Raw genomic sequence first — 15,644 nt, forward strand, 5'->3', positions numbered from 1 at the left:
TTTTATTATGGGCGCAATCATGCTGCTGCTTCGGCTTCATTGGTCACGCGCAGCACTTCTTCCAGCGTGGTTTTGCCGGCCAGCACCTTGCGCAGGCCATCGTCGCGGATTGAGCCGGAGTGCTTGCGCGCATAGGCTTCAACTTCAAACTCAGGCGCATTGCCGTGAATCAGGCGGCGCATCTGCTCATCGACCGGCACAATTTCATAAATGGCGGTACGGCCGTTAAAACCGCTATGCGAACAGTGATCGCAGCCTTTCGGCTTCGGCAATTGCAGTTCAGCCTCATGCTCAATATGGGCAAACAGCTGCTGTTCAAAATCATCGGCGGCATGCCAAGTGGCGCAATGCGCGCACAGGGTGCGCACCAGGCGCTGCGCAATCACGCCGATTAATGAGCTGGACAGCAGGAACGGCTCAATGCCCATGTCCTTGAGGCGGGTCACGGCGCCAATCGCGGTATTGGTATGCAGGGTCGAAAGCACCAGATGGCCGGTCAAAGACGCCTGCACGGCAATTTCCGCAGTTTCCAGATCGCGGATTTCGCCGACCATCACCACATCCGGGTCTTGGCGGAGCATGGCTTTCAGCGCGCGGGCAAAAGTCATATCCACTTTGCTGTTGACCTGCGTCTGGCCGATGCCTTCCAGCTGATATTCAATCGGGTCTTCGGCAGTCAAAATGTTTTTTGAGCCGTCATTCAGGTCAGACAGTGCCGCATACAAGGTAGTGGTTTTACCTGAACCGGTCGGGCCGGTAACCAAAATAATGCCGTGCGGACGGTGCACCAGCACTTTCAGGCGCTCATAGTCATTATTCATCAGGCCCAGATGGGTCATGTTCAGGCGCCCCGCCTGCTTGTCCAGCAAGCGCATCACCACGCGCTCACCGTAGGACGACGGCAGGGTCGACACGCGGACATCCACTTCGCGCCCAGCCAGGCGCAGCGAAATGCGCCCATCCTGCGGCACGCGCTTTTCAGCAATATCCAGCTTGGCCATGACCTTGATCCGCGACACCAGCAAGGGCGCCAGCTCGCGGCGCGGCTGCACGATTTCACGCAGCTGGCCGTCCACCCGCAGGCGCACGGATAATTTCTTTTCAAAAGATTCAATATGGATGTCGGATGCGCCCACGCGGATGGCTTCCGACAGCAGGGCGTTAATCAGGCGCACAATCGGCGCATCATCTTCCTGATCCATCAGGTCTTCGGCTTCCGGCACCGAGTCCGCCAAACTGAGCAGATCCGGATGGTCTTCCAGACCGGCAGCCACCTGCTGCGACTCACCGGTATCGCCGGCAAAGCTGGAACTGAGCAGCTGATTGAATTCCTGATCGGTGCATAACTGGTGCTGCGCGGCGTGCCCCAAAAAGCGGCGCGCTTCCTGCAGCGCCGGCAAAGGCGTGCTGCTGCGGCGCACAATAACCGCCTGATCGCCCTCATAGCGGAGCAGAACGCCGTGGCGCTTGGCAAAACTGTAGGGTATTTGTAATTGTTTGAGCATTTGCATCACAGTTTATAATGATGAAAAAATTGATTTGAGTGTACTCTAAGCGCATGACAGCGTGAAGTCTGTTTTTTCAGGTTTTATTACAGAGGGAAAATGCCATTGTCTTTACAGAATGACGGACTGGAAACGGAAGCGCCTAAGCTGAAATGGTGGGGAGAGCATCACTTTGAGCTGAACCGGCCAAAATCATGGCAGTTCGGCTCCCTGCTGTTCCGGCTGACCCGCGGCCTGCAGGAATGGCGCCTGGAATATCACCGCCCGGCTGTGCAGTATGACTATGAGCAGCAGTGGCATCAGATCAATGATCCTGAATTCGCCTTTCCGCAGCCGGTCAAGGTCGAGCGCTACATGTTTAAAAATACCCATGAAAGCATTCAGCTCATGCCGCGGCTGGCTGACCGCTCGGTGGTGATTAAGCCGGTTGATCCGATTTATATTCCCGCCGGACAGCGCGGCACCCTGTACATCAGCACCCCGCTGTGGATTGCCGGTTTTGCTGACGGGCAAAGGGAGCCTTTATTTGAACTGCCGGTGATTCTGCCGAAAGACACCTGGTTCGGCCCGAATATGTGCGTGGGGGAAATCTGCTACGCGACCGCTGTAGACGGCAGGACAGAGCTGCATCAGCTGAAAACCCGCGCCTTCCGCGCCGTGACGCCGATTGAATTCCACAACATCAGCCATCAGCAGCTGCGCTTTGACCGCATGAATGTGCCGATTCCCGCCCTGCCTTTATTTTACAGCGAGAGCACCGGCCGCCTGTGGACTTCGCAGATTAAAGTGCTGCATGAAGCTTCAGACAGGCCGCCGCGCATCCGGATTGAAAACCGCACCCCGCCGCTGGCCGGCGAAGTGACTTATGTGCATCCGCCTAGAGAGCCGGCGGGCGCCCTGTTCAACATGTTCGATTCATTTTTCTAAGGGGCAATCATGGCTGATACTAATATTCCCGCAGAAATCGCCAGCAGCCTGAAAGGCATTTTCGGCAGCATCAATGCCGACCGCCTGACCGAACTGCTGGTTGCCCTGATGCTGAGCCTGATTGGCTTTTTAATTGCGCGCTTTGTTTCCAATACTTTTATCCGCACCATCGGCAGCCGCTTCAACGCGCATCAGCAGCTGGTCTGGCGCCGCGGCATTTTCTATTTCATTTTTCTGATTTTTGTGATGGCCAGCTTAAAGGAAGCCGGCTTTAAGCTCAGCGTATTTTTAGGCGCGGCCGGCATCCTGACTGTGGCCTTGGGTTTCGCTTCGCAGACGTCCGCCTCCAACCTGATCAGCGGCATGTTCCTGATTGGCGAAGGCTCATTTGAGATTGGCGATACTATTCAAATCACCCTGATCCGCGGCAACAGCATTGAAGGCGAAGTGATTTCGATTGACCTGCTGTCGGTAAAGCTGCTGACCCAAGACAATGTCTATGTGCGCCTGCCGAATGAGCAGCTGATCCGCGCGCCGGTGCATAACCTGTCCAAGTTTCCGATCCGGCGCATTCCGATTACGCTGGCGATTAATTTTCACGAAGACATTATCAAGGTGCGCGAAGTGCTGCTGGATGTGGCCCAGAAATATCCGCTGGTGCTGGCTGACCCGAAGCCGGCCGTAACGGTAACGGCATTCCGCGAATCGTCGATTGAACTGCTGTTTGCGGTCTGGTGCCAGCAGGAAAACTTCCTGAAAGTGCGCGATGAGATGCAGGAGCGCATCCGCAACGGCTTTCTGGAAAACCAGATTGAGATTCCTGTGCCGAAGATGGGCTTTGTCGACCATCCGCTATCGCGCCCTGTGCAGCCAGATGAAGTTGACCGCTATGCCAATGCGCAGGAAATCAAGCGTGAACCGAATTTGAAATAAAGCATTGCGGCGCGGAATGCCTGCGGATGAACAATCCAGCATTCAGCTGAAGGGGCAGCGCAGCCGCATCTATAACAGCGCCGGTCAAAGCTGCGGCTTATCCAATGCTTTCCGCTCCCCTTCCGGCATCGGCGCAATATAGGCAATGATCAGCATGGCAAAGCCTGCGCCCATAAATGAAATCACCCGGGTTAAGGTGCCGGTATGCGACAGGTCAAACAGCACCAGTTTCAGCGTCACCAGCACCAGAATGCTGCCGCCGAGAATCCATACCGAGCGCAAGCCGCGCTTGGCCGCTGCCAGCATGCAGATAAAAGCCAGGCTGACCCACAGCAGGGTAAAGCTAAGCTGCACCGCGGCATTCTGCCACATCTGCCATTCATTATAGGGCGTGCCCAGATAGACATGCAGCGCGCGCAGCGCCACATAGCTGCTGAGCCACAGCAGGCCCAGCACTGTCAGCACCGCACCCATGCTCCGGTCCAGGCCGGCTTTCATCTGCAGGTTCAGCATCCAGAGGAAAACCGCCAGCATGGCCAGGCTAACGGCATCAAAAGGATTCAGCAGCGGCAGCAGGTACAGCTGGAATGCCTGCCGGCTGAAGAGCTGCGAGCAGATGATCCACAGCAGCATCAGCGCCAGCGCATTGCGGCTTTGCCAGAACATGCGCCACTCCGGCTGCGCGGATTTCCAGCACCATGCGCCGAAAATCAACGGCAAAATCACCACGCTTAAATACGGCATGCCCGGAATTAGAGTCAGGCTGGCCAGCGCCAGACTGGAGAAAACGCCTAGGCTCACCCATTCTTTTTCTTCCTTAATGCCCAGCAGCGGGCGAAGCCACAGCCCCGTCAACAGCAGACCGCTCAGCATAAACAGCAGGCGCTCTGCAGCGGAATGCCACATCACCATGCCCTCATGGCTTAAATCCAGCACCAGCGCCAAAGCCGCAATATAGACTGGCATCAGGCCAATCCATTTCGGCAGCAGCCATGACCATGCCGCCTTACGGCGCAGCAGCCACTCATTCATCAGGCTGTACAGCGCAGCGGTAATCAGCAGGCTGAGCGCCGTCTGGATTGGGCCGTCAATTTCATCCAGCAGCAGAAGCAGCAGCAGCGCCGTGGCAGACAGCATCTGCAGGCACTGAAAGGCAACCGTGCCATTGCTCAGCTGCTTTTGAAATGCCGGCGCGCTGTTGGCGATCAGCACCGCGGCGAAATAGCTGATGCACAGCACCCAGTAGACCTTATTCGGAAATGCATGCTGCATAGTAAAGTGATACAGCCCGGATAAGCCGGCCACAGCCAGCAGCCCCATGCCCAAATAGCGGCTGAGGTCTGAGCGGCGGTACAGCGCGCCGGTAAAAATAACTGCGCCTTCCACAGCCCAGCCGGCTGCGCTCCACGGCTCCGGCAGCAGAATGGGCGGAATAAGCGCCAGAAAAATCAGCATCAGGCTGAAATAGCTTTGCGAAATCATGCCGACCGCCCGGTTGCGCTTCGACAGCTGATGCAGGCCCAGATACAGGGCGGCAAAGGCCAGGCTGAACCCGGCCTGCTGCCGGGTTTCTTCAAAATACATCAGGTACAGAAAAATATAGCCGGCAAGCGGCGCGCCGAAAATCAGCGCAATATCCAGAACCGGCTTCAGCTGAAAGCCGCTTAGATCATCTTTGGCCAGCAGCTGGCTGAAGCGGAAGCTCAGCCAGACAAACACCGCGGTATGCGCCAGCGTCAATCCGGCCAGCGCGGCCCTCTCCTGCTCATGGCCCTGATAGAAAGCGTAGCCGCCGCCAATCAGCACGGTCATTAAAAAGGCAATCTGATTGAGGATTTTCCACGGCCTTAAGGTGCTGAGCACCGCCGCCGCTGCGTTAATCAGCAGGTAATAGGCAATGAATTCGACCGCGGTGGCATTGCGCACCGGCAAGGTGAACGGCGCAATATAGGCGATCAGCAGGGCCATCAGCGCCAGCTCTATGCTTTGCTGCTTTAAGCTGAGCCAGACCGTCAGCGCCATAATGGCGGCGAAGCAGGCGCTGGCGCTCCAGATATCCGGGATAACCTGATTGTAGTAAGCGAAAAATAAGGTCAGGCACAGCACCGCCAGCCCCAGCCCTTCCAAGGCCAAAGCAAAGCCGCGGTTGCGGCGCTGCAGCCCATAGCCGAGAACCGTCACGGCGCCGCTGGCGCCGGCAACCAAGGCCAGCTTCAGCGCCAGGCTGAGCTGCCAATGCTCGGTGGCGAAGCGCAGCAGCAGCACTACGCCAATCACCAGCACCGCAACTGCGGCTTTCAGCACCGGATTGCCCTGCAGCAGCCAGACTTTCAGCTGCCCGCTTAAGCCGGCTTCAGGCGAAGCAGGCGCTGATGCTGCCGGCGCCGCCAAAGCCTGCGCGGCGGGCGGCATTTCCGCGCTGCCTGCATGCATCGGCCGGCGCTGAAGCTGCAGCTGGATTGAAAATAAATTGCGCTCCAGCCGCTTCAGCCAGCGCAGGAAAAAGAAAATCCATGCGGTGATGCCCAAAGCCGTCAGAAAGCCAATCTGGCCGAGGCTGCCCGCCAGCGCCATGACCGAAGAAATATACAGCGGCAGCTTCGAGGTCGGCTCCAGCGGCAGGCCGGCTTCAGCGGCCAGCTGATCAGCGGGCTTCTGCAGGTCATCGACATAGTGCATGACGCTGATGGCGAACGCCAAAGCGCACAAATAGCTGAACTGGCGGACTTCCGCATACCACATGCCGATGCCGGCGATAATCAGCGCCATCAGCCAGATCATTCTGATTTCATTCTGCCCTTTCAGCATACCTGCTTCGCCCTGCCCTTTTACTGCTGATGATACCGCAGCTGAGCGCTTAAATTCCTCGTCTTTATCAGATATTCGGTAAGCGGCCGGGATCATCAAGCTTCAGCGCGGGCTGAAAAAATCACGTACAATGAAAGGGTTTTTTGGATGAGGAATTTTTCGATGCCGCCATTTGTCCTGGTCGACGGGTCATACTTTTTATTTCGCGCGTTTCACGCTTTACCCCCTTTAACCACGTCAACAGGGCTGCATACCAATGCCATCCGCGGCGCGATTTCCGCCATTCAGAAATTGATGCGCCGCACTCAGCCCACGCATATGGCGGTGATTTTTGATACGCCGGAACCGACCTTCCGCCATGAGCTGTCGCCGATTTACAAAGGCGACCGCCCAAGCATGCCGGAAGAACTGGCTGAGCAGATTCCCTACCTGCATGCGCTGATCCGCGCTTTAGGCATTCCGCTGTATATGCTGCCGGGCGCCGAAGCCGACGACATTATCGGCACATTGGCCAAGCGCGCTGAAGCCGCCGGCCAGCAGGTGCTGATTTCCACCGGCGATAAAGACATGGCGCAGCTGGTGACGGAGCGCGTGACTTTAGAAGACAGCTTCAAAGACAAGCCGATGGACGTGAACGGCGTATTTGAAAAATTTGGCGTCTGGCCGCATCAGATCATTGATTACCTGACCCTGATGGGCGATGCCTCTGACGGCATTATGGGCGTGCCCGGCGTCGGGGCAAAAACCGCGGCCAAGCTGCTGACCGAATACGGCTGCATCGGCAGCATTTTAGAAAATGCCGACAAAATTAAAGGCAAAGTCGGCCAGAACATTAAAGCGCATGCGGACGGCATTGCGCTGGATCACCAGCTGGCCAGCATTGTCTGCGATCTGGATATCGGCCTGGGCTATGATGACCTGAAGCTGCTCGACCCGAATACTGAACAGCTGCGCAGCCTGTACACTGAACTGGAGTTCCGCAACCAGCTGCAGTCGCTGGATCATCCAAATAATCCGAACGGCTCGGCCTATAAGCAGAACTCCAAAGCCATCATCAAGAATGCGCAGGCTGAAGAGCAAGTCATTACGGAAGATCAGGCTTCAATTACCAGCACTGATGATGTTTTAGGACAGGCCAGCTACCACACCGTGCTTTCTCAGGACGCATGGGACAGGCTGCTGCAGCGCCTCAATACAGAAAAGCGCTTCGCCTTTGACACTGAGACCACCAGCCTGGATTACCGCGTTGCGCAAATTGTCGGCTTTTCTATCGCCTTTGACGCGCAGGATGCCTATTATGTGCCGCTGGCGCATGACTATGAAGACGCGCCGCAGCAGCTGAACCGGGACCTTGTTCTGGCGCAAATCAAGCCGGTTTTGGAAGATGCCTCGGTGCAGAAAATCGGCCATCATCTCAAATATGATGCGCATGTGCTGGAAAATCAAGGCATTGAGCTGCGCGGCTGGTATTTTGACACCATGCTGGCGTCTTATGTCCTGAATTCGGTCGCGACCCGCCACGGCATGGATGATGTCGCGCGCTTATACCTCAGCCATTTAACCACCACCTTTGAACAGCTGGCCGGCAAAGGCGCCAAGCAGAAGACCTTCAATCAGATTGAAATCGCCGCAGCGGCCCACTATGCCGCCGAAGACGCGCATGTGACCTACCGCCTGTATGAAGTGCTGGATGCCAAGCTGCGCAAGCATCCTGAACTGATCAATATTCTGCACAATGTTGAAATGCCAGTGGCCCGCGTGCTGACCATGATGGAAGAAAACGGCATTGAGCTGAACCTGGAGTTTCTGGATCAGCTGGGCGCAGAATTCGCCAAGACCATGCAGGACTTGGAAAACCGGATTGCCGAACTCGCCGGCGAAGCCTTCAATGTCAGCTCGCCGAAGCAGGTCGGCGAAGTGCTGTTTGAAAAGCTGGGCCTGAAAGGTGGCAAAAAAACTGCGACTGGGCAATACAGCACCAGCGAAAGCGTGCTGGAAAAACTCGAGCATCCGATTGCCGGGCTGATTCTGGAATACCGCGGGCTGTCCAAGCTGAAAAGCACCTATACCGACGGCCTGCTGAAACAGGCCAACAATGACACCCGCCGCGTGCACACCAGCTACCATCAGGCTTTAACCGCAACTGGGCGTCTGTCATCGACCGACCCGAACCTGCAGAACATTCCCGTGCGCGAAGACATTGGCCGCCAGATCCGCAAAGCCTTCGTTGCGCCCAAAGGCCGAGTTCTGCTGGCAGCCGACTATTCGCAAATTGAGCTGCGCTTGATGGCGCATTTCTCGCAGGATGAGGCGCTGGTTGACGCCTTCAAGCATGGCCAGGACGTGCACCGGCGCACCGCTGCTGAAGTTCTGGGCATTCCGCTGGATGAGGTCAGCAGCAATCAGCGCCGCCAGGCCAAAGCTGTCAACTTCGGCCTGCTCTACGGCATGTCTGAATTTGGCCTGACCCGCCAGCTCGGCTTCAGCCGCGAAGAATCGCGCAGCTACATCGGCAAGTACTTCCAGCGCTATCCTGGAGTTTTGGAATATATGGAACGCACCCGCCAGGTGGCGCGCGAGCAGGGCTTTGTCGAAACCATTTTAGGCCGCCGCCTGTACACGCCGGACATTATGGCCAGCAATAAAATGGTCAAGCAAGGCGCTGAGCGGGCCGCCATTAATGCGCCGCTGCAGGGTTCGGCTGCCGACATCATTAAAATGGCGATGATTGAAGTGGATAAAATCCTGCCGCAAGATCAAGCCAAAATGCTGCTGCAGGTGCACGATGAACTGGTTTTTGAAGCCGATGAAGCGATTGCCGATGAACTGGCGGTGAAACTGCAGGAGGTGATGCAGTCCGTGCTGCCGATCTCAGTGCCTTTGGTGGTTGAAGTCGGCAAAGGCAGCAACTGGGATGAAGCGCATTAATTAAGCTTCAGCCTGTTTAGCCATGCAGGCATCTGCGGATGCCTGCATCAGCTCAGAAACCGGCCTGCAGGCCAGCTGAAAAAAGCTCAAGCCAGCGCATAAGAAAGAATCTCCCGCTGACGCAATGAGTCCGATATTTCAGATTTTTCATACCGGCTACATTAATTCCGCACTTTTACTGCAATGCATCCTGCAAAACTTCTTACCATACATATTGAGCATACAGGCTTGCCCCCATCCTTTTAGCCTGATTGGTATTTAAGGCATCCGCCATATACTTGAATCCAACATTCTGATGCTGCAGTGACACGCCATAAGCTTGAGTCTGCGGTTCTGTGTGCACGCCTAATTTGACAAAATCATTTTCCCAGTAGCTGTTCAGCTGAAAGAGCGTCAAATAAGGATTAGAAAAGCTGGATAAAGTGAAGCTGAGCGGCTGAATCGGGCGGTATTCAATTTCAGACCGGATTTTATAAGGAAGTTCCTGCTTATACTGCTGTCTGGTATCCACCCGGCCGGATAAATCCATCCGCGGGCGATTATCCTTATCGTAGTGAATTTCATAGCGCGAATAAGGCGCCTGATCCCAGTACAGGTAACTGAAAACATCTTCCAGCTGTAAATTCACTTTCCACTGCTCATTAATTTTCCCATTTACGGTGAAATCCAAAGCATAGCCATAGCCTTGCTTCACGCGCAAATCGCCCAAGCCCAATTCGTCTTCTTTTAAGGCCGGCACATCATAGCTATAGTCCAATTGGCCATTCAGCCAAGAAACACGGTCCATCAGATTAATCTGATCTGTGGTTTGGCCATAAGCATTAAACTGACCATCGACATAATGGCGGCCGATTAATGCGGTAACGCCCGCAGTCACAGTCCAGTCCGGATTTAATGCCCAGTCATAAGCCAGCCTCGCCCCGATGCTATCGACATGCTGCGCTTCTAGAAAAAGGTCATAGGAAGAGTTAGCATCAATGGGCAAATCATTTTCGATTTGATAATACAGCTTTGCCATATCTGGACTGAAATTTAACGCGTAGTCATAGCTCCACACCCAGCCTGTATTCCATGGCCCCTGCTGCACGCTCAGTTTCATTTTTCCATGGGCAAAAGCATTTTCACCCGATTTAAAATTCGGGTCTTGCCAGTCATCCAAAAAAGCATGAATCGGCAACGGTTCACTGTACATGTCAGCATTGACGGAATACCTCACTGCTGCAGCCTGCACGGCAATAGGAAATAAACTGATTAAAAACAAATATTTTTTCATAAAAAAGTCAAACAAGAAAAAGGACAGCGAGAAGCTGTCCTTTTTGCTCAAAAGTTTAAGGGGTAATATATACAAGCGTTTTATCAGTAAATGACGCTACATATCTGCCTGCGTTATTCGTCACTTTACCTTGCGATTTTCCATTTACCATAATGTCAGCCTGCGTAAAGTTATCAATATCTGCAATGCTGACCGATGCTCCCGTTTTATTTTTAATCACTGCGGATACTGCAGCTTCAGAATTAAGCTGCTGAGCCGCTAATTGAATATCCAACACTGATTTATCTACAGCAACCTCAATAAGAGGTGGTCCCACTTGTTTGAACAACTAAAAGCGTATTTATAAGTGATATTCCGCTCTAGTTAAGCCACCTTGTTTTGTTGGGGTAGCTGATCATAGTAAAACTCATTTGGTGTCATTTTGTCTAGACTCGAATGAGGTCGTTTCAAATTATAAAACTCAAAATATGCACTTAATTGCTTTTTCGCATCTGTGACACTGCTATAAGCTTTGAGATACACCTCTTCATATTTAACGCTCCGCCATAATCGTTCAACCATCACATTATCTACCCATCGACCTTTACCATCCATACTGATTTGAATGCCATTTGATTTCAATACATCAATAAATGCATCACTGGTAAACTGGCTGCCTTGGTCTGTATTAAATATTTCAGGTCGACCATATTTTTCAATCGCTTCATTTAAAGCCGAAATACAAAAATCCACCTCCATACTAATCGATACTCTATGCGCAAGTACCTTGCGGCTATGCCAATCAATCACAGCACATAAATAAACAAAGCCTTTTGCCATAGGGATATACGTTATATCCGTAGACCACACTTGATTACTGCGCTGAATAGCCAATCCTTTGAGCAGATATGGATATTTACGGTGAGCTTGATTAGCCTGGCTTAAATTTGGTTTGCAATATAACGCCTGAATACCCATTTTCTTCATTAAAGTACGTGTATGACGTCGTCCTATATGATGTCCTTGACGATTCAACAAATCACGCATCATACGACTGCCTGCAAAAGGATATTGCATATGTAATTCATCAATACATCGCATCAGCTTCAGATCTGATGCACTCACAGGTTTTGGGCGATAGTAATAACAACCACGGGAGACTTTCAGCAGCTTAGCTTGCTTAGATACTGAAATCTGAAGTGAGTCGTCGATTAACTTTTGTGGTTGAAGCGGCCCAGTTTCTTCAACACACCTTCTAAAAAATCAATTTCTAATGCCTGCTCACCGATTTTTGCATGTAGTTTTTTTAGATCGATGGGTGGTTCTGTTGGAGCTTTTGATTGATCGAAAGCTTGCGAGGAAGCTGAGATCAATTGATTTTTCCAGTCAATAATTTGGTTTTGATGAACATCAAACTCAGCACTCAATTCAGCAAGTGTTTTTTCTGCTTTAATCGCAGCAAGTGCTACCTTAGCTTTAAAATCATTTGAATGATTTCTTCTTGGTCTACGTGCCATAAAATACTCCATATATTGATGTTTATAACATCATTTGAGGAGCAGAATATCACTTATAGGAGTTGTTCAAATTTACGGATCCATCTCTATATCTGCCGTTCCTTTACTTAGCTCGGCGCGTTTTGCATTTACGCTCAAGAAGAATGGCGTTACGATATTTCCCGCACCTTTCAAATTACCTGTTAACTTAATGCTCAACCCTGCATTAATAAAGCTCTCAGGCGTTTCTGTACGCACATCAAAAACTTTATTAAAATCATTATAAAGACTTAATTTTGCATCTAAATTCAGCAGCTCTTTATCTAGCGCAAGATTTCCTTTTAATACAATTTCAGAAGGGATTAACTGATTATAAGTTCGCACGCCATCGGTCAACCGAGCCGCTTTTGCTTGAGTTGAAAACTCTGCCAATACTGCAGTCAACCCCTCACTTTCAAACTTAACATTTGAAAGTTTTAATTGAGCATTTTGCGGAACTTCATCTTCAGCACGATCATCCATTTTGGCTGCATTGGCATAAGTCACGGAAAGCGTGCTTGCATCTGCAAAGCTGAATTTTGCAGTTTTATTGCTCACTAAGTTTTTACTTTCTAAACTGCTGCCTGCGCCAATTTTAGCATTAAGAGTTAAAGCAACTTGATCAGTAATCGGCTCTTCGAAAGTAAAATTATTGACGCTAATGGCAATTTCATCTCCATAAATATGATATTTAGAATCCTCATACCATCTGCTAGGCCAGCCGTCTTGCGCAACAGCAGATAAATTGAAGCTTTGAAAAGCTTTTGCCGTCACTGTGCCTGCAACTTTAACACTGTTCGCGCTTACTGCTATCTGCAGCGTATTATTTTTTAAAATATAAGATGGAGTGCCTCGTTCACCCTCCAGTAAACGCTCTAAATCCTGAGCGGTATAATTTTTTGTCTGCCCCTGCGCATCCTCTTGCGCTAAACGCGTCAATGTCACAACGACATCGGCAGCATCTTTAATATCACCAGCTGTATCGCTAACGGCCTGTATTGGCGCCTTATAACGTTCCTCAATATCTGCAAAACCATCATAATAAGCAATAATATTGTTCAGTGACTGGATAAGATTCTTTGCATTTGCCAGATCATTTTCCGGCTGCTGAATAACGCTGCCATCCGTCGGGTTTTTCGGCTGAGCTGCTGTTCCACCGCTGCTGTCGCCTCCCCCGCCGCCGCAGGCAGCTAAAACAAATGAACAGCTTATTGCTAATATAGTTTTTTTGAAAATCATTTACCCCACCCTCTTAAAATTATAAATAAAAAAAAGCCCATAAAAAATAAAGACTTTTTATGGACTTTACAATGGCTTTAAAATTATATTTATATTATTCCTCAGGATATTCAAAGCGGTAGCCCACACCGTACACCGCCTGAATCCACTCATGGCGGTTTCCGGTTTCAGCAGCGTCAGAAATTTTGCGGCGCAGGTTTTTAATGTGGCTGTCAATCACCCGGTCCGCTACATCAAAGCTGTCCGGATTAATATGATCCAGCAGCTGCGCGCGCGAATACACCTGACCGACATGCTCTAAAAACAGTTCCAGCAGGCGGAATTCGGTCGGGGTTAAATTCAGGGACTTCTGCTGATACCAGATGCGCTGCTGCGCCTTGTCCATGCGGAACAGGCCGCTGCTTTCAGGCTCCGCCTTGCGCTCAAGGCGGCGCAGCACCGCCTGCACGCGGGCAACCAGCTCTTTCGGGCTGAACGGCTTGCAGACATAGTCATCCGCGCCCATGTTCAGGCCCAGCACGCGGTCAATTTCTTCGGTGCGCGCAGTCACCATAATAATCGGCAGATCAGACTGTTCGCGCACTTTGCGGCAAATGGTCAAGCCGTCCATGCGCGGCACCATCAAATCAAGAATCATCAGGCTGGGCTTGCGCTGCATAAAGCTTTCATACGCCTCCTGCCCGTCATGAAACATGCTGACTGCAAAACCAGCTGCCTCCAGATAATCGCGCACCAGCTGCGCAAGTTCCGTTTCATCTTCAACCAGCATGATATGCTTCATGTTTCTGTCCTTATTGTTTCATCTGTTTGGGAAAAGTCAGCCTGCAGCGCAAGCCGCCTAAGGGCGAATGCTCAAAACTGAGCTCGCCGCCCAGGGCTTTGGCCATTTTCACCGACAGCGCCAGGCCTAAGCCTGTGCCGCCGGTGGCGCGGGTGCGCGAATCATCCGCGCGGTAAAAGCGTTCGCCCAGCTGCGCCAGCTGCGCATCCGTCAAGCCGTAGGGGCTGTCATCGACATACAGCGTCCACTGCGAAGCATCCTGCTCAGCATGCACATGCACCTGCCCGCCCGCTTCAGTATAGCGGATGCTGTTGCCCAGCAGGTTCAGCATAATCTGCTTAAAGCGGTCGATGTCCAGCTGCAGCAGGCAGCCTTCGCCCTGCGCGGTGACCGTCAAGCCGGCCTGATCCAACTTCGGCCTGAAATTTTCAATTTCCTGCAGCGCGGCTTCCCACGGATCGACCTCCGTCAGATAGCACTGCAGCTGCTGCGCTTCAGCCTGCGCCAAATCGGCCAAATCCTGCGTCAGCTTTTTCAAGCTGTTGACCTGCCCCAGCATTGAGGCAAAATGCTCCGGCGTCGGCTTGCGGATGCCGTCCTGCATCGCTTCAATCTGCGCCTGCAACACCGCCAGCGGGGTTTTCAGTTCATGCGATGTATCAGCCACCCATTGCCTGCGCGAAGTTTCATGCTGATCCAGAATCACCGCCAGCTGATTCAGCTCATTGGATAAATCGCCCAGCTCATCATTGCGGTTGACCTTCACCTGATGCTGATAGTTGCCTTTGGTCAGCTCGCGCGTGCCGTTCAGCAGGCGCTGGATCGGCTTCCTGAAATACGCCGCCAGCAGCAGCGAGGCGATCAGGCTGGCGATAAAGCTCAAGCCGTAGACCAGCAGCAGGTAGCGCTTCTGCTTGCTGAAGAAGTTGATGCTCAAGGCGTCATCCTGATCCAGCACCGGCTTCAGCCCCAGATAGCCGACCACTTGATTTTTCACAATAATTGGCCGGTAGGAAATCTGATCTTCCGAAGGTTCGCCCACCACAAACTGCCGCTTTGCATCGTATAGGGACAGGCGCGAACTGAGGCCCAGGCGGTCCGGCATTTGAATAAACTGCTTTTTGCCGCTGCTGTTCGGCATAGCCGGCGGAAGCGGCGGCTTCTTGCCGTCTTTGGTTTCTTTCGGTTCAGCCGGGCGGAACACATGCTGATTGGCGCTGAGCGGAAATTTTAAGCCCTCAAAAGGCTGAAATTCTGAAGGCAGATTCAGCTCCAGCAGCCTCAGCTCATCCAGATCGACCGGCTGCTTGCTGGGCTGCTGCATGCCGGTGACATTAAACATGGTATTAGTATTGTCCTGAAAATAGCGCTGCTGCAGGGCAATGTCGTATTGGCGGCGCAGCCACCAGCGCGACAGGCGGTCATAGTCATCCGGCCCCGCCTTGCCTTCCATCTGCAGAATCTGCGCCTGAATCGCATTGCCCCAGTCATGGTAGATATCATAAACTTCGGCCAGATTGCCAATCAGCTGATCCAGCTTCTGCATTTCCACATCGGACACATACTTGGTGAAGTTGCGCTGCATATTCCAGTGCAGCACGCCTAAGCTGACTGTGGTAATGACGAGCGTCGTCAGCAGCACGGTCAGGAATAAGCGCAAGGCAATGGGCACACGGCGGATTTTCAATAGCGCAGCTCAGTTTTTTCGATACCGCTTATTGTAGCGAACACGGCCT

At 52.4% G+C, this 15,644-nt stretch carries 11 protein-coding genes; 3 read left to right on the forward strand and 8 right to left on the reverse strand.

Annotated elements, in window-relative coordinates; translation table 11 throughout:
• Positions 1-17: 17 nt before the first annotated feature.
• On the reverse strand, positions 18-1,511 hold the full coding sequence (gene gspE / locus BEN74_RS07970) for a type II secretion system ATPase GspE (RefSeq protein ID WP_068911668.1): 1,494 nt from the start codon (positions 1,509-1,511) through the stop codon (positions 18-20).
• 93 nt (positions 1,512-1,604) lie between these two features.
• On the opposite strand from gspE, the gene BEN74_RS07975 reads away from it, so the two are divergent.
• Positions 1,605-2,432, forward strand: a complete 828-nt coding sequence (locus BEN74_RS07975; protein WP_068911665.1) for a hypothetical protein — start codon at positions 1,605-1,607, stop codon at positions 2,430-2,432.
• A gap of 9 nt (positions 2,433-2,441) precedes the next feature.
• Positions 2,442-3,365, forward strand: a complete 924-nt coding sequence (locus BEN74_RS07980) for a mechanosensitive ion channel family protein (protein WP_068911663.1) — start codon at positions 2,442-2,444, stop codon at positions 3,363-3,365.
• A gap of 84 nt (positions 3,366-3,449) precedes the next feature.
• On the opposite strand, the gene BEN74_RS07985 is transcribed toward BEN74_RS07980, so the two are convergent.
• Positions 3,450-6,173, reverse strand: coding sequence for a DUF2339 domain-containing protein (locus tag BEN74_RS07985; RefSeq protein ID WP_068911685.1), 2,724 nt, complete (start codon positions 6,171-6,173; stop codon positions 3,450-3,452).
• Between the two features lie 162 nt (positions 6,174-6,335).
• Between BEN74_RS07985 and polA the strand changes: the two genes are divergently transcribed.
• Positions 6,336-9,101, forward strand: coding sequence for a DNA polymerase I (gene polA, locus BEN74_RS07990; protein ID WP_068911659.1), 2,766 nt, complete (start codon positions 6,336-6,338; stop codon positions 9,099-9,101).
• 202 nt (positions 9,102-9,303) lie between these two features.
• Here the strand turns inward: polA and BEN74_RS19555 are convergent, their stop codons facing one another.
• The 6 genes from BEN74_RS19555 to baeS all read right to left on the reverse strand — a co-directional run bounded on the left by BEN74_RS19555 (position 9,304) and on the right by baeS (position 15,595).
• Positions 9,304-10,317 (reverse strand): hypothetical protein, encoded by a 1,014-nt coding sequence (locus tag BEN74_RS19555; RefSeq protein ID WP_322900141.1) that lies wholly within the window; start codon positions 10,315-10,317, stop codon positions 9,304-9,306.
• A 112-nt stretch (positions 10,318-10,429) separates the two neighbouring features.
• Entirely contained in the window at positions 10,430-10,690 is a 261-nt protein-coding gene (locus BEN74_RS08000) for a hypothetical protein (RefSeq protein WP_162898162.1), read from the reverse strand.
• 47 nt (positions 10,691-10,737) lie between these two features.
• Positions 10,738-11,870, reverse strand: a protein-coding gene (locus BEN74_RS08005) for an IS3-like element ISAba14 family transposase (protein ID WP_223155595.1) whose coding sequence is annotated in 2 segments (ribosomal slippage) — positions 10,738-11,618 and positions 11,618-11,870 — 1,134 coding nt in all. Because the reading frame shifts where the segments join, the coding sequence is not laid out codon by codon here.
• A 72-nt stretch (positions 11,871-11,942) separates the two neighbouring features.
• Positions 11,943-13,127 carry a hypothetical protein gene (locus tag BEN74_RS08010; protein ID WP_068907700.1) on the reverse strand — a complete coding sequence of 395 codons (1,185 nt, stop codon included), beginning with the start codon at positions 13,125-13,127 and terminating at the stop codon, positions 11,943-11,945.
• Between the two features lie 94 nt (positions 13,128-13,221).
• Positions 13,222-13,908 (reverse strand): response regulator, encoded by a 687-nt coding sequence (locus tag BEN74_RS08015; protein WP_068907702.1) that lies wholly within the window; start codon positions 13,906-13,908, stop codon positions 13,222-13,224.
• A 10-nt stretch (positions 13,909-13,918) separates the two neighbouring features.
• Positions 13,919-15,595 carry a sensor histidine kinase efflux regulator BaeS gene (baeS, locus tag BEN74_RS08020; protein WP_068907704.1) on the reverse strand — a complete coding sequence of 559 codons (1,677 nt, stop codon included), beginning with the start codon at positions 15,593-15,595 and terminating at the stop codon, positions 13,919-13,921.
• Positions 15,596-15,644: the final 49 nt, after the last annotated feature.

The organism is Acinetobacter sp. WCHAc010034 (genome assembly GCF_001696615.3).
Taxonomy (GTDB): domain Bacteria; phylum Pseudomonadota; class Gammaproteobacteria; order Pseudomonadales; family Moraxellaceae; genus Acinetobacter.

What these genes read in the sequence shown, in the direction of transcription:
- BEN74_RS08010 (WP_068907700.1), bottom strand. Translation starts at nt 13,127, where the DNA reads ATGATTTTCAAAAAAACTATATTAGCAATAAGCTGTTCATTTGTTTTA.
- BEN74_RS07975 (WP_068911665.1), top strand. Translation starts at nt 1,605, where the DNA reads ATGCCATTGTCTTTACAGAATGACGGACTGGAAACGGAAGCGCCTAAG.
- polA (WP_068911659.1), top strand. Translation starts at nt 6,336, where the DNA reads ATGCCGCCATTTGTCCTGGTCGACGGGTCATACTTTTTATTTCGCGCG.
- BEN74_RS07980 (WP_068911663.1), top strand. Translation starts at nt 2,442, where the DNA reads ATGGCTGATACTAATATTCCCGCAGAAATCGCCAGCAGCCTGAAAGGC.
- BEN74_RS08015 (WP_068907702.1), bottom strand. Translation starts at nt 13,908, where the DNA reads ATGAAGCATATCATGCTGGTTGAAGATGAAACGGAACTTGCGCAGCTG.
- BEN74_RS07985 (WP_068911685.1), bottom strand. Translation starts at nt 6,173, where the DNA reads ATGCTGAAAGGGCAGAATGAAATCAGAATGATCTGGCTGATGGCGCTG.
- gspE (WP_068911668.1), bottom strand. Translation starts at nt 1,511, where the DNA reads ATGCAAATGCTCAAACAATTACAAATACCCTACAGTTTTGCCAAGCGC.